Consider the following 20479-nt stretch of genomic DNA (forward strand, 5'->3'; position numbering starts at 1 on the left):
AGCCGGAACGCCGGCGGTGCTATCTTACACGGACCAGCATTTTTTTAGCGCGCTCATCCTGCAGCCAGCAGTCCACATGATGCTCACTGCTTAAACGGCTTTCAAACGGATAGACTTTTTCACAAACTTCCATTGCATAATCACATCTTGCTGCAAAAGGACAGCCCTGCGGCGGTGCGAACAAATCAGGGGGGGATCCAGGTATCGGCACAAGCTCCCCTTCTTCAGAATCAAGGCGCGGCACCGAGTTCAGCAGCCCTACTGTATAAGGATGCTGAGGACTATAGAAAATCTCCCTTCTTGTGCCTGCCTCAACGATCTTCCCGGCATACATAACTGCGACACGGTCAGCTACCTGCGCAACCACGCCAAGGTCATGGGTGATCAATATAATGGATACACCTGTCTTTTGCTGGATTTCCTTGAACAAATCAAGTATCTGTGCCTGAATGGTTACATCCAGGGCGGTCGTCGGCTCATCCGCAATCAATATTTCCGGCTCGCAGACAAGGGCCATCGCAATGACTATTCTCTGCCTCATGCCGCCGCTGAATTGGTGCGGGTATTGCCTGAGCCTTGACTCAGGACTGGGTATCCCCACCAGTTTAAGCATCTCCAAAGCCTTTTTCTTAGCCTGGTCTTTGGAAACGGACTGATGCTGCCGGATTCCTTCTATAATCTGTTCCCCAACTGTAATGGTCGGATTAAGAGCTGTCATGGGATCCTGAAAGATCATGGATATGTCCGCCCCCCGGATCTTGCGCATCTCTGACTCTTTCAGCCGGGTCAGGTCCCGGCCATTGAACAGGATCGACCCCTCTGCGATTCTTCCGGGCGGGGAAGGTATCAGCTTCATGATGCTCTGGGAAGTGACGCTTTTGCCGCTTCCGGATTCGCCGACTATAGCCAGGGTTTCCCCTTTGTATAAATCAAATTCCACCCCGCGGACTGCTTTTACCTCTCCGCCATAGGTGGAAAAGGACACATGCAAATTTTTGATTTCCAATACTTTTTCCATCATGGCTCTACCTCCTCAGCTTTGGATCCAGTGCATCCTGCAGGCCGTCCCCGAGAACATTAAAAGCAAACATCGTCATGGAGATGAAAAAGGCAGGAAAGAACAGCCTCCACCAATGGCCGGAAAGGATAGTAGACAGCCCGTCATTGGCCATTACTCCCCAGCTGGCAAACGGTGCCTGGATTCCCAGGCCAAGAAAGCTCAGGAAAGCTTCTGCAAATATGGCCGACGGCACGGTCAGCGTGAGCTGGACGATGATCGGGCCCATTGTATTAGGCAGGAGATTCTTTCTGATGATCCTCGATGTCTTTGTTCCAAAGGTTTTGGATGCCAGTATAAATTCATAATTTTTGATTTGCATGACCTGTCCCCTGACAATCCGGGCCATTCCAATCCAGCCTGTAACTGACAAGGCGACAATGATGGTCGTCAGGCCAGGGCCCATTACGACTGCAAGAAGAATAACAACCAGCAGATATGGCAGGCCGTACAGGACTTCAATGATCCGCATCATCAGGTTGTCTGCCCTGCCTCCTTTATAGCCGGCAATGCCTCCATAGATGACTCCGATCATAAAATCCAGCAGGGCCGCAATCACCGCTACGAACAGTGAGACCCTGGCGCCATACCAGGTTCTTGTGAACACATCCCGCCCCAATTCATCTGTGCCGAACCAGTGGCTGGAGGATGGAGGGAGATTCTGTTCGGTCAGCTTAGAGCTTTCGACCGAATGGGGTGAAATGACCGGTCCAAAAATAGCCATAAAGAGCAGAAAGATGAGAAATACGAGTCCGGCCATTGCCAGCTTGTTGCGCGACAGCCGCCTCCACGAATCCTGCCAGTAGGAAAGGCTTGGCCTCACTACTGCCTCAGCTTCCCCCTCTTCTTTCGAACGGGGCGTAAACCACTCATCAGGAATTTCCGGGGAAACGCTGCGCTCCTGCTGTTTTCGCAATTCCATTATCGTCCCTCCCTTTTACTCAGCTTAATGCGGGGATCGAGTACGCCATAGGCGAAATCCACCAGAAACAGCATGAAGATAAGTACGGCGCTATAAAAAACGGTTGTTCCCATGATGACGGGATAGTCCCGGTTTCCGATGCTTTCAATAAAATACTTGCCCATCCCCGGTATGGCAAAGATCTTCTCGATGACAAAGGTGCCGGTCAAAATGCTAGCCGCCATGGTGCCAAGCACCGTGACAACAGGAAGCAATGCGTTTCTCAGTGCATGTTTGAATACGATTTTTACCGGTGTAAGTCCCTTTGCCTTGGCCGTCCTGATATAATCCTGGGTCAGCACTTCGAGCATGCTTGCCCTTGTCAGCCTTGCAATGATTGCCATCGGGCCGGTTGCGAGAGCCAGTGTCGGGAGAATCATATGCCTCCAGCTGGTCCATGTAGCTGCGGGAAGCAGGTCCCAATTGACAGCAACCTGCTGGATCAGCAGCGTTGCCAGAACAAAGTTGGGAACTGATATGCCAAGCACAGCGATGGTCATCGCCAGATAGTCAATGAATCCGTTATGCCTGAGTGCTGCGATGATGCCAAGCACGATCCCCGAAAAGACTGCCAGGAGCAAAGTCCACATCCCAAGTTCAAATGACACCGGAAAGCCCCTGCTCAGCATGTCATTGACTGTCTGTGACGACTTTTTGATAGAAGGTCCGAAATCCAGCGTTATAAGCGACTTCAGGTATGTTGCATATTGGACAGGAAGCGGTTCATCCAGATGATAATAGGCCTCCAGGTTCTTCTGGACAGCTTCGCTCGTCGCCCTTTCTTCGTTGAAAGGAGAACCAGGGATGCTGTGCATCAGGAAAAAGGTAAGCGTGATGATCAGCCATAGTGTAACAAGCATCGATAAAAGTCTTTTGAGTATATAACTATTCATCCCGGCCACTTCCTAACAAAATGCCGTTCTCATGGCCAGCTCGGTCATGACCAGCATAGCCTGGTATGCTTCCAGAATATTTTTTGCCTGGAACCGGACAGTTGTCGTTCCTTTTTCTATTTCCGTACCAGGCATAAGCCCTGCCCATTCTGCCTGGCCGTAGTTTGCAAATTCAATCCTCAGGAGAGGGGCATCCGGCGGGACAAGCGGTTTAACCTTTTCCCTGTTTTCGATAGCAGCGGCGGTTTTTTCTTTCAAAAGCATTCCGGCCTTAGCCGGTGTGAGGGTTTTTACGGCCGAACGGGAAATGGTCTGTTTTACAACGGCTGTCGTTACATTCGGAATAAGCTCTTCGGCTTCTTTGGCCGCCCTGTCATCGCCTGCAACCATGATCACCGGTACTCCAAAATGGCCTGCCACATATGCGTTGAATCCCAGCTCCCCGACTGCTGTGTCATTTATGTATATATTCCGGACACCGAATATCATGGTGTGAGACATTACACCTTCCATGGATGCCCGTGCATGATAGCCAGCGAATATAGCACCTGAGAATTCAGAATTCAAACCCTGGACCATGCTGAAAGGCTTAACATCCCCTGTGATCAGCTGGGTTTCCGGGTGCATCCTCTCAACAAGAAGATTATTCATTTTGGAATGGCTGTCATTCACCAGCACCTCAGTAGCACCGCGGTCAAAAGCTTCTGAAACAATAAAATTTGCTTCGTCTGTCATAATGATGCGGCTTCTTTCGTAATTATGCCTGGAAGAATCAACATGGGTATAATCAGACAGCCCGGTTATGCCTTCCATATCAACCGATAGATATATTTTCATAGACTCTCCACGCTTTCAAATATTTTGAATTTTCTTACTATTATAGCGGATAAATTACTATATTTCAATAGCGTTATGAATAGAACTTAGGCTATTAAAAAAATCCAGCTGCCAGAGAGAGTCTCTAACAGCTGGATTTTATCTGGGTTCAGCAGAAAAAGCAGCTATACATTTAAATTTATTCCGGCTATTTGCTTGTACTTTATGCTGGCATTCTTAAAAGCAACCATCAGCGCTTTCTGGGAAGAACCAAAATACCGCGCTTCTATTTCAGAAAGGATGCCTTCTTCCTCCAGCATGGATTTCCCTGCAAACAATGACTTAACAAACAGGGAAGTCAGCCCAATTGTTGAAGAGCATTCTGCATCTTCAATCTTATGTGTGTCCCTGTCAATGACGAGTGCAATGAAAAAACCATTGTATTTCTGCATGATCGGATTATTGGAGGATGTCTTGCTGTCTCCAATAATATACACTGTGCTGTCCTGATACATATTGCCCTCCTGCGGCGCGGGGATATTATATGAGGCATTTATGCGGGAACATAAATATTCATTATAATGCACACGCCCTTATGGAAATTGTAATATAACAGAGACTGCTTTGACAATTATTTTTATGGATTTTTCTAAATTTTTTATCTATTCAAGCTTCAATAGTTATTAGAAAGGACCAAAAAGTCCCTTCATCTGTATCTTTCCTCCTTAAACGGATCGGCGGTCATGGAGTAGCCAAGCTCCTCCCAGAAGCCTTCTTCATCGTCTTTCATAAAACGGATGCCGGATACCCATTTTGAGCCTTTCCACAAATAGAAAGAGGCTGGAGGTATGAACCTCAGCGGGTAGCCATGCTTAGGGGATATTTCCTGCCATTCATGGTTTTCATCCTTCCATCTGTATACAAACAGGGCGTCATTGCCTAGAAGGTCCCCCAGAGGCAGGTTTGCAGAGTAGCCAAAACGGTCCCCGTTATAATACCCGTATATCTTAATATATTTGACATCTTCCTTGATATTGACCAGCTGCAGCAGTTCCCTTAAAGCGATGCCTTCAAACCTGGTCCCAAACTTGGACCAGGTAGTCACACAATGCATATCAATGCTGGACACCGTTTTTGGCAGCATCATCATTTCAGCATATGACAGGGAAACCTCCTCTTCTACCTCTCCAAAGAGCCTGAAATCCCAAGAAGCTTCATCAAATTCATAAACATCGCCCTGGTGGAGAACAGGCCATTTTTCAGTTTCAAATTGCCCTGGCGGCAGCACCCGCTTCACTGTCATCATCCTTTACAATTATATTTTCATTAAGAATAACCTTTGCAGCTTCCTCCCGCAAGAAATCCCCTTTACCAATCACTTTTTCAGGCAGTCCTCCCCGCAAATACCCAATGGGATATAAGCCTGGCCAGCGGGATTTTTCCGGTTTAAATCATAATATTTTGAGAGACTAATTACTGCTGATAAAATAGACATGAGCTGATGAACTGCAGCAGCCGCCATTCCAGAAGAAAGAAGTGACAATATGTCTGAGAATAAAAAGTTAAGCGATATTAAATATTCTGTACTTGACCTTTCACCTATCAATGAAGGCAGTACAGCAGCGGTTTCGCTGAAGAATACTCTGGACCTCGCACAGCATGCCGAAAAATGGGGCTATACGCGCTATTGGCTTGCAGAGCATCATAATATGGCAGGGATCGCCAGCTCTGCTACTTCTGTTGTGATCGGACATGTCGCCGGGGGAACCTCTAGCATCAGGGTTGGTTCCGGCGGGATTATGCTTCCGAACCATGCACCGCTTGTCATTGCAGAGCAGTTCGGTACATTGGAATCTCTTTATCCGGGCAGAATTGACCTTGGTCTCGGGCGTGCGCCGGGCACTGACCAGCTAACAGCACATGCATTGCGCAGGGATCGCGGAAACGATGGACAGGATTTCCCTGAACAGCTTGAAGAACTCCGGGAGTATTTTGAAGCAGAGTCGCCGGCTGAAAGGAAAAGAGTAAGAGCCATTCCAGGCGAAGGCTTGAATATACCGATCTGGCTTTTGGGCTCAAGCGGCTTCAGCGCCAGGCTCTCTGCCCAGCTGGGACTTCCTTTTGCGTTTGCCAGCCACTTCTCTCCTGATAATACCCTGCCTGCCCTTCAGCTTTACCGAAGCCATTTTACGCCATCAGATGAACTATCTGAGCCTTATGCAATGGTAGGGGTCAATGTGATTGCCGCTGATACACAGGAAGAAGCTGAAAGGCTCGCCACTAGCATGCAGCAGCAGTTCCTTAATTTGATCCGCAATACACCAGGTGCCCTGAAGCCGCCTGTCGACAACATGGATGAACTATGGAGTGAATACGAGAAGGCTCTGCTGCAGCAGCAGCTTGGCTCATCCATTATTGGCGATGCAGAAACGGTGCAGAAGAAGCTGCAGGAATTCCTGGACAAAACACAGGCTAATGAATTCATGGTCAACGCCCAAATTTATGATCACAAAGCCCGCTTGCGGTCATTTGAAATTGTTAGTGAGATCATGAAAAAACAGTAAACAAAAAGGGCTGCCGATAAATCTCGGCAGCCCTTTTTTGCTTCTATACTAAATATCATCAAAAAAAGATGCGTGGCATTATACTGCCACGCATCCTTCAGTATGATCTGAGAGGGATTCGAACCCCCGACCCCTTCCCTGTCAAGGAAGTATTCTCCCGCTGAACTATCAGATCGTGTCTTAACTACATATTTAATTATATTCATTTTCGGGGCAAAGTCAATACTATTTCAGATATTTTTTCGTTTTAATATATTTTTTATTTTGCGGTTTGGAGAACGTCTCCATTGCCTAAAGAGGCATGTGACAGTTCCCCTTAACCAATTTGTTAAATATGAATCCTCAATCGATGTCCATTCACGCTTCCTTTTTTAAAAATAAACGAACCCCCGCAGCAGCTGCTGCCAAACAGTAAGCCACTATAATCAGACTGTCTTTAAGCAATGGTGCCAGTTTAGCCGCAATGTCCCCCTGGCTTAGATAACTCAGCGCCCTCATGACAGGGGGCAGCAGCCACAGGAACCAGGAAGCTCCCTTCCACTCATCTGCAGCTGATTCTGCTGCTAATGAAGCTGTAAGTATGAGAACAGCGGCCAGCCAGGCATACCTTTTATCCGCGTTCAGTCCGCCAGAGAAAAGCATTGATACAAGCAGGCCCAGAATCGCCAGCATAATATGGGCATAGAAAGCCAGCAGGTAAAAAGAAATCTCCATTTCCAATCTAAAGCTTCCTGTGATCACAGGAAAGTAGATAGCAAATATCATGAGCGGCAGGGAGGAGACAAACACAGCAGCCGCCTTGCCAGCAAGGTATTTCTTTTTGCTGCCCAGGTGTGACATAAGGATAAACTTTTCCTGTTCCTGATCCAAGGAAAAGAAAAGCATGCCCAGCCAGGCTGTACACAAATATAAAGCAATCGATGAGACCGCGTAGCTGCTAAGGACGGGTGCCCCTTCGTAGGTGTACAATACGAAAATCCAGACCAGGTAAACAGTATACGGAGGCAGGAATCTGTAAGATCTGATTACACTTCTGAGCTGATACTGAAGGAAAGCCATCAAAGCGCTCCCCCCCTTTCTATCACTTCAACAATTGAACAGCCAGAATCAAGAAGGCTTTTTAGAAGGACGTCTGATGCCGAAGCTGCTTCTTTAATAATAAACAGGTTATGGTCCAATTGGCTATACTGAACAGCTGGCAACTCTTTTAGGATTGAATTATGCGGGACTAGGGCTTTTATGTATTTTACGGCTTCTGCAACATTATTAACATCAGATACAACAGAACCATTTTCCAATTCATTCACCCTGTCCGCAGCCTCTCTGACAAGGAAGTTTTCATGAGCAGTAAAAGCAATGGCCATTTTTCCTTTAAGGCCTGGAAGGTACCTGAGGAATGCCTGCTGGGCTTCCTCGTCCAGACCGGTCAATGGCTCATCCAGGAGGAGAACATCCGGCTGCAGCAGAAGGGCCTGGATAATCCCAGCCTTCTGCATCGTTCCCTTAGAACAATTCTTCAAGGGAGTTTCCAGAAACCCTTCTGCATTGAATAACTCAGCATAATATTCAATCTCTTCCTCAAGCTCTGACTTCGTTCGGCCTCCCATTCTTCCTGCAGACAAAAGAAACTCTCTCATCCTGAACCGATTTTGATCAGGGAAATGTTCAGGAACAAACCCGATCTTCTTGGTCCTCCTTTTTACGCTTCCGGCAGTAGGTTCAAAAAATCCTGCCATCAGTTTCAATAAGGTGCTTTTCCCAGAGCCATTGTGCCCGATTATAGCTGCCCGTTCACCCTCATCCAGCTTTAAATTAATATTAGTGAGAATCATCTTCCCTTTTATGTTTTTCTCTGCCTCAATTAATTCAATCATATGCTTATTCATAGCAATCCCCTAGTCGATTTTCTTTAAAGCAAGCACCGATATATCAAGTGACTCTAAAATGTAAAAAAATGAAAAAAAGTTAAGCCTCATACTTGAAAAAGAACATTTGTTCGCATATAATAAAAATACAAGAAATAAAAGCCCTTTGAAGGCTTAATGGGAGGAAAACTAAATGAAAGGCATTTTATACAGATCAATGGAAAAAAATATGGCTATACAGGTAATCTATCTTTCCGCCAAGAACAAGCTGACACAAAGGAAGATTTTAGTAAAGGATATAAATGGGACTACCGTTCTTGCCTATTGCTTCACAAGAAGGCAAATGAGAATCTTCAAGCTCGAAAACATTCTTTCGCTCATGCCGGAAAAAGAGCAGACATACCGTAAAATCAGCTAATTTCAATATTTGTATTGGGATTAGCTCTTCTGCTTTGGCCACCTATATTTCGCCTCCGCCCCACTCGATTTGCAATCAAGCTATGTTAATATTCAAAAATCTTCCTTCACATCCATATTATCACAATTTTAATCATTCAAAAAAGGAGCCCGATTGGACTCCCTTTGTAATTCAGCCTGCAGTCTGCGGCTTTAGTGAATCATCCCTTTTAATAACGAACTGAAGGATGATAAGAGCTGCAAATAATGCAAGGCCGACAATATCTGTTAAAGTTTCTGGATAGATGAGGCATAAACCACCAACAATGCCGATTATGCGTTCAAACCACCACAGCCTTCTGAACCAGTAGCCGATAACACCTGACCCGATAGCCATCATTCCCGCAAGAGCAGTAAAGACTACCCAGACCAGATAATACCATGTTGTATCAATCATTAACAATTCAGGCGAAAGAACGAACATATACGGAATGATAAAGGCCGCGATCGCCAGCTTCGCCGAATTGACCCCGGTCTTGATCGGCTCCCCTCCGGATACACCAGCGGCTGCGAAGGCTGCAAGTGCAACTGGCGGTGTAATATCGGCAATGATTCCAAAATAAAAGACAAACAGGTGGGCTGATAAATCAGGCACACCAAGCAAAATGATGGCAGGTGCCGCGATGGTTGATGTAATGACGTAGTTTGCTGTCGTCGGTGAACCCATCCCGAGGACGATGGCAGCCAGCATCGTGAGCATAAGCGTCGGTATTAAAGCACCGCCGGCCAGATCAAGCAGTCCATTTGCCAGCTTCAGCCCCAGCCCTGTCTTGGTTACCACCCCGACGATAATGCCGGCAGCTGCGGTTGCAGCGGCTACACCAAGGGCAGTTCTTGCACCGTCAACGAGCGCGTCAATAGCATCTTTAAAATTAATCCTGGTTTCTTTTTTGATAGCGCTGACTGCTATTGTAATGAGGATAGACCAGAGAGCGGCCCTAATTACACTCATACCGCTCATAAGCAGGACGACCACTGCCAGGATAGGCAGCAGCAGATAGATTTTGCTCAGCACTTCTTTGCGGTTTGGCATTTCTTCTTTCTTCAGGCCCCTGAGCCCTATTCTTTTCGCTTCAAAGTGGGTCATGATCCATATCCCCGTGAAATAAAGAAGGGCAGGAATCGCTGCTGCTTTGGCAATATCCCAGTAGGTGATGCCTCCGCCAATGAATTCGACCATCAGGAAGGCCGCAGCCCCCATGATTGGCGGCATCAGCTGTCCGCCTGTAGAAGCTGCTGCCTCAACGGCTCCGGCAAATTCCTTCTTGTATCCAAGCTTTTTCATCATCGGGATTGTAAAAGAACCTGAAGTTACCACATTGGCAACTGAGCTCCCGCTGATCGTACCCTGAAGTGCACTGGAGAAGATCGCTACCTTCGCAGGCCCGCCTGTCCTTTTTCCGGCAATGCTGACAGCCAGATCATTGAAATATTGCCCCACACCCGTTTTTACCAGGAACGACCCGAACAGCAGGAACAGGAAAATGAAGGTGGCAGAAACTCCGAGGGGCGTACCCAATATCCCTTCGGTTGTAAAGAACATCGTCTGCACCAGCCTTTGGAGATCCAAGCCTCTGTGCGCAAGGAATCCGGGCATATAAGGACCGTATAAGGCATACGCAAGAAAAAGGGCAGCAATGATGGTTATAGGAAGCCCGACTGCCCTCCTGGTTGCCTCAAGGACAAGGATGATTGCTGTAAGTCCAATATAAAAATCAAGATCAGTCAAACGGCCGACCCTCATAACGATTTCATCAATCATAAGCGGCCAGTATGCCCCTACTGCAACCGCAGCAATGGCAAGGATCAAATCATACCAAGCTACCTTATGCTTTTTTCCCCTGTCCTTTTTCCTCGCCGGGAAAAGAAGAAAAATAAGCGCAAGTGCAAATCCCAAGTGGATGGAACGCTGTAGCTGCGCCGTCAATACACCGAATATTCCAGTGTAAAGCTGAAATAGGGAGAAGGACAGCAAGCCTAAAAAGACAATCCATCCCAGCACTCCCTTCAGCTTTCGCGTCCCCGCTTCGGGATCATATTTTTCGAGCAGCTCCTGCTGCTGTTCCTGAGTCAGTGTTTCTCCTTTATTGCTCAATGATATTCACTCCTTCCAACTGCTGGTAAATGTTTATTTTATCAATTGTAAATCTTACCCATGTTCCCGGCTCGATAAAACCTGCCATAGGATACTCGGTTCCGTTATATACAATTCTATGATTTGCCCTCACCTTGCCTGTCCGCATATCAAAATGAGGGAATATCCTATTCATATTCCGGATATAGTATTTCCCGTCCTTTTGTTCAAATACCTCACCTGCGGAAGCGTTGTCAGGCATGCCGATCGCAAAATCTTCATACATAAGCTCGTATTGCCGGATCTTCAAATCCTTTGTTGGTTTATAGCTCTCTACCACATCTGAAAGATGGATTGAATGGGTATATTTTATTTTAAAAATTTCTTCCTCGGTGAAAGGGATATAGGCAAGCACTTTGCCTGTATTTTGGTATTGAATTACAAGTGCTTTTTTGTAAGGGATAAAGATAATAATTGCAATGGCAGCAATTAAGAGGGGAAGCAGCAATAATGCTCTCTTCAATCTAGTTCGTTTTTTCATCAGGACCCCCTGTTAGAAAATGGGATGAAGGCCAACACCTTCACCTGGCCCATCTCTCATTGGGCTAAGGCTGACTTAAACTTCAGGTCCTCTTAAAGAGAATTGACCGGCGCGGTAACCTGTTCAGGTTTGCGGCGCCGGCCAGGGTGAAGCCATTTAGAAAAATCAGCAGACTATTCGGCTTTTACGCCTTTTTCGTCAAAATACTTCTGAGCTCCCGGGTGCACATCGATGCCTACCCCATTAAGAGCACTTTCAGCTGTAATCAATTTGCCTTTTGCGTGTGTGATCTTGTCTGTGTTTTCAAAGATAGCCTTAGTAATGTCGTAAACCGTATCTTCAGACAGGTCATTTGCCACGACAAGCATCGCCTGTACAGCAACAGTTGCTACTGCATCAGAGAGTCCGTAAGTTCCAGATGGGACTTCATCCTGGATATAATAAGGGTACTTCTCAATCAGAGCATCAATTTTGTCTTGTTCGATAGGAACAATGACAACTTCTTCAGTTGCTGAAAGACCTTCAACAGCACCAGTAGGAGTTCCGGCAGTTACGAAAGCCGCATCGATAGTTCCATCCTGGATACCTGCAGTAGACTCGTCAAAAGAAAGATCCTGCTTGTCGATGTCATCAAATGTCATCCCATGCACTTCAAGGATCTGTTCTGCATTCGGGTTCGTGCCTGAACCTGGAGCACCGACAGAAACCTTCTTGCCTTTCAAATCCTCAACAGATTTGATGCCGGATTTAGCTGTAGTGACGATTTGAATCGTTTCAGGATAAAGCGTTCCGATAGCGCTGACATTGTCAACAGCAGAACCTTCAAACATCAGCTTTCCATCTTTTGCATATGAGGCAATATCAGTTTGTGAAAAAGCAATTTCAGCATTTCCATCCTTAAGCGTATTCATGTTCTCGGCAGAAGCGCCTGATGTTTCAGCATTGGCCTGGATGCCGGTTTCATCGGAAATGATATCCGCAAATGCGCCTCCAAGCGGGAAGTATGTACCGCCGGTTCCACCGGTAACGATGCTGAGGAATTTAGGCTTTTCTGATCCGCCTTCCCCTCCATTGTCTGAACCGCCTTCATCTGAATTGCCGCCGCAGGCAGCAAGAATCATAGAAAGCGCCAGCAGCAATGCTGCTGAAAGTAGAAAACTTTTTCTTTTCATAGAATTTCCCCCTCTGTTTTTATTTAGAATTTCTCAAGTTTATTTTAACATAAACTTTTGCACAATTGTCAATTACCATCCCCTGGTCGGTCCTAAAACCAATAGCGGGGCGGTTATGCCGGCAAGGAAAACTGTCTTTGCCTTCAATGTTGAAGAGTTATTAATATTCATGGATTAAAATTGGATTTATTATCCAATAATAACATATTACTGCAATAGGCTGAACCAATAAGGTGCACAGATTGGGCAATTCTTAAATTCTTATGTTAGAATTCCTTTTAAAAGGCTTACAAAGCTGTTAATGGAGGTCTGGAATGGAAATTCAAAAAGGAACGATAAAAGAAATCTCTTTTCAGAGCAGGGAGCTGGGAGAAGAGCTGGATATACTTATCTATCTTCCTCCCTCTTATTCTCCTCTTTATAAATATTCCCTTCTCATTGCCCAGGATGGAAAGGATTATTTCCAAATGGGACGGGCAGGACGGGCAGCGGACGAGCTCCTTCACAAAAGAGAAATAGAAAACGTTATCATTGTGGGCATCCCTTATAAAAATGTGCATGACCGCAGAAGCAAATATCATCCCGAGGGAGATAAACACAGGGCGTACATACGATTCCTGGCACATGAGCTCGTGCCTTACCTTGATGCAGAATTCCCTACTTATCAAATGGGGCAGGGCCGCATTTTGGCCGGAGACTCACTTGGCGCTTCAGTCTCGCTCCTGGCTTCGCTGGAATATCCGCATACATTCGGGAAAACCATCCTTCAATCTCCTTATGTGGACGAAAGCATCCTTAAAGCTGCCCGGAGCTTTCCAACCCCCGGCCTGCTGAATATCTATCATGTAATCGGCACGCAAGAGACAGAAGTAAAAACGACTAAAGGAGAAATAGAAGACTTCCTTACACCAAATAGAAGTCTCTCATCCATATTATCTGAGAAAGGTTTTCAATATTTCTACGACGAATTCGAAGGCAATCATACCTGGAAATACTGGCAGCCGGACTTTAAAAGAGCTTTGAAGCACATGCTTTAAGAAAAGCGGAGGCGTCTGTTCTATCGAGGAACGCGGACTAAGTACGCCGCGTCCTGCGGCAACGCCCTCAAGCACAAGACGCATTAGCAAAAAAGGCGTCCTCAGCCTTCAATCCTAAGACATTTTATTGATTTTCAAAAACAATCGGCCTTAAAAAAGCACCTGTTATATCATTGAAGTCGGAAAATTTGTTATAATAGATAAACAAATCTTATATATGTGCTTATCATTTTTATCAATGGAGGTATTCAGGATGAAATATGGAATAGTTATATTTCCTGCAAAGAAACTTCAAGATCTGGCCAATTCCTATCGGAAGCGCTATGATCCGCATTATGCTCTCATTCCGCCGCACTTGACACTGAAAGGTGCTTTTGAGGCAACTGATGAGCAGGCTGAATCGCTTTCCGAAAAGCTTCATAAAGCAGCTGAGAATGCTAGGCCTTTTAATATGAAGGTCAATAAGTTCAGCTCTTTTCAACCGGTCAACAACGTGATTTACCTTAAGGTTGAACCAGATGATTACCTGGATGCACTCCACACGGAAATCAATCAAATATTTCCCGGGGGCGAAAATCAGGAATATGCATTTGTTCCCCATATTACAGTCGGGCAAAAGCTCTCGGATGACGAGCATTCCGATGTCTTCGGCTCACTCCGCATGGAGCGTGTCAACTATGAGGAAACAATCGACCGCTTCCATCTGCTCTATCAGCTGGAAAACGGTTCTTGGACAGTATATGAAACATTTCGTTTTGGAAAGGAATTTTAAATCGTGATCGTAAAAAAAGCAGTTGAACAGCAAGAGATTGAAGATGTATATAATATCAGGCGAATCGTCTTTATAGACGAACAGCAGGTCCCAGAAGAAGAAGAGTATGATGAGTTCGAAAAGGAAGCCGTCCATATCATTCTCTACGATGACAGCCACCTCCCGGCAGCAGCCGGAAGGTACAGAGTCGTAGATGGGGTCGGGAAGGCTGAAAGGATCTGCGTCCTTAAAGATTCCCGCAAAATTGGGGCTGGCAAGGCTGTCATGGATAAAATCGAAGAGCTTGCCAGAGAGCAGGAACTTCCTGCTGTTAAGCTGAATGCCCAGACACAGGCCATCCCTTTTTACAGCAAACTGGGCTATGAAGTGGTCTCTGAGGAATTTATGGATGCTGGCATCCCTCACCGCACAATGAAAAAGTACTTATAAAAACCCGGGCGCCCTTATTTCAGGGCGCCTTTCCTATTGAAAAATACTCTTCCCAGTCAATAATTTCCTCCATGTCCGTACATACTATGAAAATAATAAGGACGAAAAGGAGTTATAGCCATGGAATATCTGCATATTTTCGCAGAGCTGGTTGTGGGTTTTGCCGCCCTTTTTTTAATCACTAAGTTCCTGGGCAAAACACAGATCACCCAAATCACAACCTTTGACTTTGTTTCAGCCCTTGTTTTGGGAGAACTGGTGGGAAATGCATTATTTGATAAGGAGATCGGCCTGGGGCAAATCCTGTTTGCCGTCTTCTTATGGGGAGTATTGATTTATTTCACTGAGTATTTGACACAGAGATATAAAAGAATGCGCCGTTTTTTAGAGGGAGAACCATCGATCGTCATTAAAAAGGGGAAGATTGTATACGACTCTTTAAAGAAGAATCACCTTGACATCAATCAGCTGCAGCATCTATTGAGGTCCAAGGATATTTTTTCAATACGCGAATGCGAGTATGCGATACTTGAAACAGATGGGACAGTAAGCGTGCTTAAGAAACCGGAATACAGCTCCCCTGCAGCCAAGGATTTCAAAATCCAGCTGCAGCCGGAAGAGCTTCCAGTCACCCTGGTGCTTGATGGTGAAATAGTCACCGATAATCTGCATATGATCCATTGGGATGAAAGCAGGCTTCAAACCGAACTGAAGGGATGGGGAGCTAAAACGGTCAAAGATGTGCTTTACGCTGAATGGAAAAAGGGAGAGCCCCTGCATGTGCAGACCTTCTAGGCTCTCCCTTTCTTTACGTCCCTTAAATTGATTCGCTGAATAGTGTCCCTTTACCTGTCATGTCCCCGTACACTCTTTCAACAGTCCGTTCATTTACCTTCCTCGCCGGCTTTTCCTCCGAGTATCGGGTCTCAGCAGGACGCGAAAATTGAAACAGCTGCTCCGGCTGGAACCATTGTGTGTCATTTTCCACTCTGTTCACCCTTGAAACTGGATAAAGCCGGAACGGATCCTGCTTTTTATCCAAGTCCCTCACAGCATACTGATTGTATTGATAATGATTGAAAGGCACGATATACCCCATTGTCCATTCCTCCATTTCAAGGTCTTTTCCAGACTTTGCCGAAAATGTATATTTTTCTTCCTATACCCCTTGGCCCGCGTGATAAACTGAGGAAACTCCTTTTTTTAAATCACTTGTTTTGTTATGATAGACTTCGCCGGCTTCGGCATGTTTACGGGTATAAAATATTTATTTTTTCCAGGTGGAAACCCAGGTTTATGGGTATTCAATACATAATAGATGAACTAGAAAAACGGGGATGACTTTTCATGAAAACTGCTGTTTACCGGCAACAGACTATTAATATAGATAACTACAGCCGCGAAGAATTCCAAAAAATCTATGATGAAGGAAAGAAGGGCAATCTTTTCTGTCCTGCCTGCGGAGAGCGGGTGAGGATGTACTTGGGGATACAGGCTTCCCCCCACTTCTACCATCTTCACTCCAATGCTGAATGCCAGGATGCAGAGGAGACATTGAACGAGGTGAAAAAAGAGCCGGTTGAAGCGGAAATCTCCGCCGGCGGGTTCAGGCTGCCTAAATCGAGGACGATCACTGCTGAGACAATGCCTCCTCCTGTGTTCCAGGAAGCTTCATTTGTAAAAACAGGTGCCCCTTTCCAGTCTATGCCTCTTAAAAACAAAGCTGCCAGCGGATACCTGAAGGATCTCGCAGACAATGGATTCCAACTGGATGCTGCACAATCTGCTGCTGTATCTCATATCGACGGACCACTGCTTGTTCTGGCCGGGGCAGGCAGCGGAAAGACGAGGGTTTTAACCACCCGTACTGCTTATATGCTCCAAGAGCTGAGAATAGACCCAAAATCCATCATGCTGGTTACTTTCACAGCTAAAGCTGCTGCTGAAATGAAAAGAAGGCTGATTGACTATCCAGGCATAAAGTCTGCCCAGGCACAGCAGCTCCTTGCCGGCACCTTCCACAGTATTTTTTACCGCATCCTCTCCTTTCATGACAGAGAAGGATGGAACTCTCAAAAGCTGCTAAAAAAAGAATGGCAGCGGGAGCAGATTTTAAAAGGGGCTGCAAAAGAGCTGAAAATCGATGAAAAGGACTTTGCTTTCGATCTGGCTCTGCAGAAAATCGGTTTCTGGAAGAACTCTCTTATTCTTCCACAGGACACAAAACCTGCAACTGATTGGGACAAAACGGTTACAGAATTATACAGGCTCTATGAAGAATATAAAGAGATTCACAGGCTCTTCGATTTTGATGATATGCTTCTTGGCTGTTACCGTCTTTTCCAGGAGCATCCCCATATTCTGGAGTCTTATCAAAACCGCTTTCACTATTTCCTTATTGATGAATTCCAGGATATCAATAAAGTCCAGTATGAGCTGATTAAGATGCTTTCCGCAAAAAGTAATAATGTTTGTGCAGTCGGAGATGATGATCAGTCTATCTATGCGTTCCGGGGAAGCGACCCTCGGTATCTGCTCGAATTTGATAAAGATTTCCCGGCTGCCAGCATCGTTGTGCTTGATCAGAACTACCGTTCCGCACATGAAATCGTGTCTGCGGCCAACAGCATCATTGTCAAAAACAAGCAGCGGCGCGACAAAAAGATGAAAGCCCAGTATTCAAAAGCAAGGAAGCCTCTCCTCTTTTTCCCGCTTGATGAGGAAGAAGAAGCGACGATGATCGTTACCGATATCCAGGAGAAGATTTCCCAGGGCGGAAGTCCAGGGGAATTTGCGGTATTATTCAGGACCCACGCAGGGATGAGGGCCATTTTTGAAAGGCTGGCCAATTCCAGCCTGCCATTCAGGATTGACCAGGATGCTGAATCATTTTACGATCGTTATTTAGTGAGGACCCTCCTGGCTTTCTTAAAATTGGCTCTTGATGAGGATAGCCAGGAATCCATCAAAAATATCCTCCCTGCGCTCTTCCTGAAGCAATCTGTACTGCAGGACTTGAAAGCAGAAAGCATACTGACCGACAGGACTCTTCTCGAGTGCCTTGCTGATGTGAAAACAGGATTTGCTTTTCAGGAGAAAAAGCTGGCAAGGGCTGTCCCATCGATTCGTTCCATCAAGTCGAAGAGTCCTGCAGCTGCCATTGATATGATAGAAAAAGAACTCGGATTCAATGACTTTCTTAAAAAACGCGGGCTGGAAGGCTCCAGTATGGAAAAAGGCTCAGATGATATTCGCGATTTAAAGGTTGCTGCCAACAATTTTGAGAGCATAGCAGGATTTCTTGAGCATGCCGAGCATATGCGCGCCATGAATAAAGAAATGAAAAAGCCCGGCAATATAAGGGACAATAGCATAACACTCAGTACGATTCACCGCTCAAAAGGCCTTGAATATAAGACTGTTTATATTATCGGGGTTGTTGACGGGAGCATCCCCCATGACTTCGCCCTTGAAGCTTACAGGAATGGGGACCCTGACCCGATGGAAGAGGAAAGAAGGCTATTATATGTAGCGGTTACACGGGCACAGGAGGAGCTGTTCATATCTGTCCCGCAGAAAAGGCGGGGCAAAAAGGCGAGGCCTTCCAGGTTTCTTGCGCCGGTAAGGAGCTAAAATGGCATAAGAAGGCAAAGAAGGACTTGGCTCGCTCCAAGTCCTTTTCTGCAGATTATTTTTTATTGATCATCTGGCTGATTGTATTGAAATCCAGCTGTTTGCCGTCCGCGACGATGGATTGTACAATTTTATCTTCTGTTGCTTTTGGGACCGGTTTGTTGGCAATTTGGGATACCCTGCGGATTACGCTGCGGACAGTTTTTTCATCCTTGAAATTTGCATTCTGCAAAGAATTCGCCAGCTCCAGAATATCTTTCATATTAACGCCTGTTTTCTTCTCGATATTTTTAAAGAATCCATTATCCATGCTGAATTCAAGCCTCCTTCTTAAACTACTTTATATAGTATGAAGGAGGGCTGAAAAGGTGAAATGAATAAGAAGAAAAGCCTAAAAATTTGCCTTCAGCAGGTTTTAAGGCGTTAAAATCAATTTGCCGCTCGTTTTCCTCCCCTGCATCTGTTCATGAACAAATGGAGCTTCCTCCAGGGGATAAATTCCGCCGACCGTCAGCTTCAATTTACCTTCTGCCAGGTAGCCGAGCAGTTCCTTCATGCTTGTATGAAGAAGCTCCGGCATTTTCATGATTTGCGGGAGGAAGAATCCAATCACAGACTGGTTCCGTGCCATCAGTGAGGATGGGTACATTCTGTATTGCTCTCCGCTTGCCACGCCATAGACGACAACCCTTCCAAACGGTGCGAGACACTTCATGGTTTTAGCGAAAACCTCTCCCCCGGCCATTTCAAGTGCCAGATCGGCCCCCTTGCCCTCTGTTGCTTCCCTTACTTTCTCCTCCCATCCGCTTTCTGTATAGTCCACCAGAACGTCAGCCCCCATATCCCCAGCCAGTCTGAGTTTTTGCTCTGAGCTGGCTGTCGCGATAATCTTTCCAGCGCCAAATATCCTGGCAAGCTGGACTGCCAGTGTTCCCACACCTCCAGCAGCTGCATGGACAAGAACATTTTCTCCTTTTTGAAGCCTCCCCATTGTCTTTAAAATGTGATAAGCGCTCAGTCCCTGGAGGGGCAGGGCCGCTGCCTCATGGAAGTCAAGTCCTTCCGGAATGGGAATGAGCCCCCTGCTGTCGGCAATGGCAAATTCCGAATATCCGCCGGATTCTATCAGTGCCACTACCCTGGTGCCCGGCACTATATCCGCCTTTTCTCCAACTGCCTTAACCACTCCAGCCACTTCCGCACCAGGAATGAAGGGGAGGGGGGTTTTTACTACATACTGGCCCTCTCTCCTTGCTGTATCGGCATAGTTAACGCCAATCGAGCGGATTTGAATCAGCACCTCATGTCCTCTTGGCTCTGGAACGTCCATTTCAACAAGCTTCAGGACATCAGGTCCTCCATATTCCTTTAACTGAATTGCCTTCATATAAGTTCCCCTCACTTTCCCTGGAATTGCGGCTTCCGTTTTTCTTTGAATGCTGCAATTCCCTCTAAATGATCTTCTGTTCCGGCCATCATCGTCTGGATAAGGCGTTCTTGTTCCAATACCCCCTCAAGTGTAGAGGCATGGGCGCCATCAATCAGCTTCTTCATCATCCCATATGCTTTGACAGGTCCTGATGCCAGCTTTTCTGCCACAGCCAACGCTTCTTCTCTCAGCTCCGTGCCAGGTACAATTCTGCTGACAATCCCCATCTGCAGCAGCCTGTCCGCAGGTATCGCTTCAGCCGTAAAGAAAAACTCCTTTGCAAGATGAGGCCCGATCAGCCGCGGCAGGAAAAATGATCCCCCTCCATCTGAAATTAGCCCCACTTGTGAAAAACTCATCGCAAAGCGGCTGTCATCTGCAGCAATGATCAAATCACATGCGAGTGCGAGATTGAAGCCAGCTCCTGCTGCGAATCCATGAACAGCAGCAATGACAGGCTTGCTGGCGGCTTTTATGCTTAAAATGCACTCATTGAGTTTCCCGATATGTTCATAGATTTCTGCCGGACCTGCCTGCCCCATTGTTTTTACGTCTCCGCCTGCAGAGAAAGATCTGCCTGCGCCGGATAAGACAATTGCTTTAATATCCTCATCCTGATCAGCCTGGCGGAATGCTTTAGTCAGGCCGGTAATCATTTCACTGCTGAAAGCATTCAGGCTGTCCGGTCTGTTCAGCGTTAAAAGCAGAACACTGGCTTTTTTTTCAGAAAGCAGGTGCTGATGATCCATATTCTCTCCCCCAATCGGTTATATAAGGTTT

At 46.2% G+C, this 20479-nt stretch carries 22 protein-coding genes and 1 tRNA gene; 7 read left to right on the forward strand and 16 right to left on the reverse strand.

The window, feature by feature from the left end; all coding sequences use genetic code 11:
* Positions 1-19 precede the first annotated feature (19 nt).
* The 6 genes from RBB45_RS06215 to RBB45_RS06240 form a co-directional block, all read right to left on the reverse strand.
* Positions 20-1018: an ABC transporter ATP-binding protein gene (locus tag RBB45_RS06215; protein WP_035402756.1), complete on the reverse strand. Its 999-nt coding sequence runs from the start codon at positions 1016-1018 to the stop codon at positions 20-22.
* A gap of 7 nt (positions 1019-1025) precedes the next feature.
* The gene (locus RBB45_RS06220; protein WP_101550825.1) at positions 1026-1979 is read right to left on the reverse strand and encodes an ABC transporter permease; all 954 of its coding nucleotides are present in this window, start codon (positions 1977-1979) and stop codon (positions 1026-1028) included.
* On the reverse strand, positions 1979-2911 hold the full coding sequence (locus RBB45_RS06225) for an ABC transporter permease (RefSeq protein ID WP_022543623.1): 933 nt from the start codon (positions 2909-2911) through the stop codon (positions 1979-1981). The genes RBB45_RS06220 and RBB45_RS06225 overlap by 1 nt, the downstream gene beginning before the upstream one ends.
* A gap of 12 nt (positions 2912-2923) precedes the next feature.
* Positions 2924-3748 (reverse strand): M55 family metallopeptidase, encoded by an 825-nt coding sequence (locus tag RBB45_RS06230; protein WP_009794166.1) that lies wholly within the window; start codon positions 3746-3748, stop codon positions 2924-2926.
* A 164-nt stretch (positions 3749-3912) separates the two neighbouring features.
* On the reverse strand, positions 3913-4242 hold the full coding sequence (locus RBB45_RS06235; protein WP_022543622.1) for a DUF3870 domain-containing protein: 330 nt from the start codon (positions 4240-4242) through the stop codon (positions 3913-3915).
* A gap of 191 nt (positions 4243-4433) precedes the next feature.
* Positions 4434-5024, reverse strand: coding sequence for a molybdopterin-dependent oxidoreductase (locus tag RBB45_RS06240; RefSeq protein ID WP_022543621.1), 591 nt, complete (start codon positions 5022-5024; stop codon positions 4434-4436).
* Between the two features lie 247 nt (positions 5025-5271).
* Between RBB45_RS06240 and RBB45_RS06245 the strand changes: the two genes are divergently transcribed.
* Positions 5272-6291 (forward strand): LLM class flavin-dependent oxidoreductase, encoded by a 1020-nt coding sequence (locus RBB45_RS06245; protein WP_009794162.1) that lies wholly within the window; start codon positions 5272-5274, stop codon positions 6289-6291.
* 103 nt (positions 6292-6394) lie between these two features.
* Here RBB45_RS06245 and RBB45_RS06250 read toward each other — a convergent pair.
* The 3 genes from RBB45_RS06250 to RBB45_RS06260 all read right to left on the reverse strand — a co-directional run bounded on the left by RBB45_RS06250 (position 6395) and on the right by RBB45_RS06260 (position 8177).
* Positions 6395-6466: transfer RNA gene (locus tag RBB45_RS06250), tRNA-Val, on the reverse strand.
* Between the two features lie 182 nt (positions 6467-6648).
* Complete coding sequence (locus tag RBB45_RS06255; RefSeq protein WP_022543620.1) at positions 6649-7353, reverse strand: hypothetical protein; 705 nt, start codon at positions 7351-7353, stop codon at positions 6649-6651.
* Positions 7350-8177, reverse strand: coding sequence for an ATP-binding cassette domain-containing protein (locus RBB45_RS06260; RefSeq protein WP_306009279.1), 828 nt, complete (start codon positions 8175-8177; stop codon positions 7350-7352). Before RBB45_RS06260 ends, RBB45_RS06255 begins: the two co-directional genes overlap by 4 nt.
* 172 nt (positions 8178-8349) lie before the next feature.
* On the opposite strand from RBB45_RS06260, the gene RBB45_RS06265 reads away from it, so the two are divergent.
* On the forward strand, positions 8350-8574 hold the full coding sequence (locus RBB45_RS06265; RefSeq protein WP_009794159.1) for a hypothetical protein: 225 nt from the start codon (positions 8350-8352) through the stop codon (positions 8572-8574).
* A gap of 171 nt (positions 8575-8745) precedes the next feature.
* Here the strand turns inward: RBB45_RS06265 and RBB45_RS06270 are convergent, their stop codons facing one another.
* From RBB45_RS06270 to RBB45_RS06280, 3 genes are all read right to left on the reverse strand, one after another.
* Entirely contained in the window at positions 8746-10707 is a 1962-nt protein-coding gene (locus tag RBB45_RS06270) for a TRAP transporter permease (RefSeq protein ID WP_306009280.1), read from the reverse strand.
* On the reverse strand, positions 10697-11227 hold the full coding sequence (locus RBB45_RS06275) for a DUF1850 domain-containing protein (protein ID WP_306009281.1): 531 nt from the start codon (positions 11225-11227) through the stop codon (positions 10697-10699). Before RBB45_RS06275 ends, RBB45_RS06270 begins: the two co-directional genes overlap by 11 nt.
* Positions 11228-11400: 173 nt before the next feature.
* Entirely contained in the window at positions 11401-12399 is a 999-nt protein-coding gene (locus RBB45_RS06280; protein WP_009794156.1) for a TAXI family TRAP transporter solute-binding subunit, read from the reverse strand.
* Positions 12400-12713: 314 nt separating this feature from the next.
* On the opposite strand from RBB45_RS06280, the gene RBB45_RS06285 reads away from it, so the two are divergent.
* The 4 genes from RBB45_RS06285 (at position 12714) to RBB45_RS06300 (ending at position 15432) form a co-directional block, all read left to right on the forward strand.
* Entirely contained in the window at positions 12714-13436 is a 723-nt protein-coding gene (locus tag RBB45_RS06285; protein ID WP_306009282.1) for an alpha/beta hydrolase, read from the forward strand.
* Positions 13437-13689: 253 nt separating this feature from the next.
* Complete coding sequence (locus tag RBB45_RS06290) at positions 13690-14208, forward strand: YjcG family protein (RefSeq protein ID WP_022543619.1); 519 nt, start codon at positions 13690-13692, stop codon at positions 14206-14208.
* 3 nt (positions 14209-14211) lie between these two features.
* A complete protein-coding gene (locus RBB45_RS06295; RefSeq protein WP_009794153.1) occupies positions 14212-14637 on the forward strand; it encodes a GNAT family N-acetyltransferase in 426 nt (141 codons plus the stop codon).
* Between the two features lie 120 nt (positions 14638-14757).
* Positions 14758-15432: a DUF421 domain-containing protein gene (locus tag RBB45_RS06300; RefSeq protein ID WP_009794152.1), complete on the forward strand. Its 675-nt coding sequence runs from the start codon at positions 14758-14760 to the stop codon at positions 15430-15432.
* Between the two features lie 22 nt (positions 15433-15454).
* Here RBB45_RS06300 and RBB45_RS06305 read toward each other — a convergent pair whose 3' ends face one another.
* The gene (locus tag RBB45_RS06305; protein WP_022543618.1) at positions 15455-15736 is read right to left on the reverse strand and encodes a hypothetical protein; all 282 of its coding nucleotides are present in this window, start codon (positions 15734-15736) and stop codon (positions 15455-15457) included.
* 248 nt (positions 15737-15984) lie between these two features.
* Here RBB45_RS06305 and RBB45_RS06310 point away from each other — a divergent pair, with 248 nt between their 5' ends.
* Positions 15985-18270 carry a UvrD-helicase domain-containing protein gene (locus RBB45_RS06310; RefSeq protein ID WP_306009283.1) on the forward strand — a complete coding sequence of 762 codons (2286 nt, stop codon included), beginning with the start codon at positions 15985-15987 and terminating at the stop codon, positions 18268-18270.
* Positions 18271-18325: 55 nt separating this feature from the next.
* Here RBB45_RS06310 and spoVIF read toward each other — a convergent pair whose 3' ends face one another.
* From spoVIF to RBB45_RS06325, 3 genes are all read right to left on the reverse strand, one after another.
* Positions 18326-18580, reverse strand: a complete 255-nt coding sequence (gene spoVIF / locus RBB45_RS06315; RefSeq protein WP_009794149.1) for a sporulation-specific transcription regulator SpoVIF — start codon at positions 18578-18580, stop codon at positions 18326-18328.
* Between the two features lie 105 nt (positions 18581-18685).
* Positions 18686-19657, reverse strand: coding sequence for a quinone oxidoreductase family protein (locus RBB45_RS06320; RefSeq protein WP_009794148.1), 972 nt, complete (start codon positions 19655-19657; stop codon positions 18686-18688).
* 11 nt (positions 19658-19668) lie between these two features.
* Positions 19669-20448, reverse strand: a complete 780-nt coding sequence (locus RBB45_RS06325; protein ID WP_306009284.1) for an enoyl-CoA hydratase/isomerase family protein — start codon at positions 20446-20448, stop codon at positions 19669-19671.
* Positions 20449-20479: the final 31 nt, after the last annotated feature.

It is taken from the genome of Bacillus sp. MMSF_3328 (assembly GCF_030733525.1).
GTDB lineage: Bacteria > Bacillota > Bacilli > Bacillales > Cytobacillaceae > Bacillus_AB > Bacillus_AB infantis.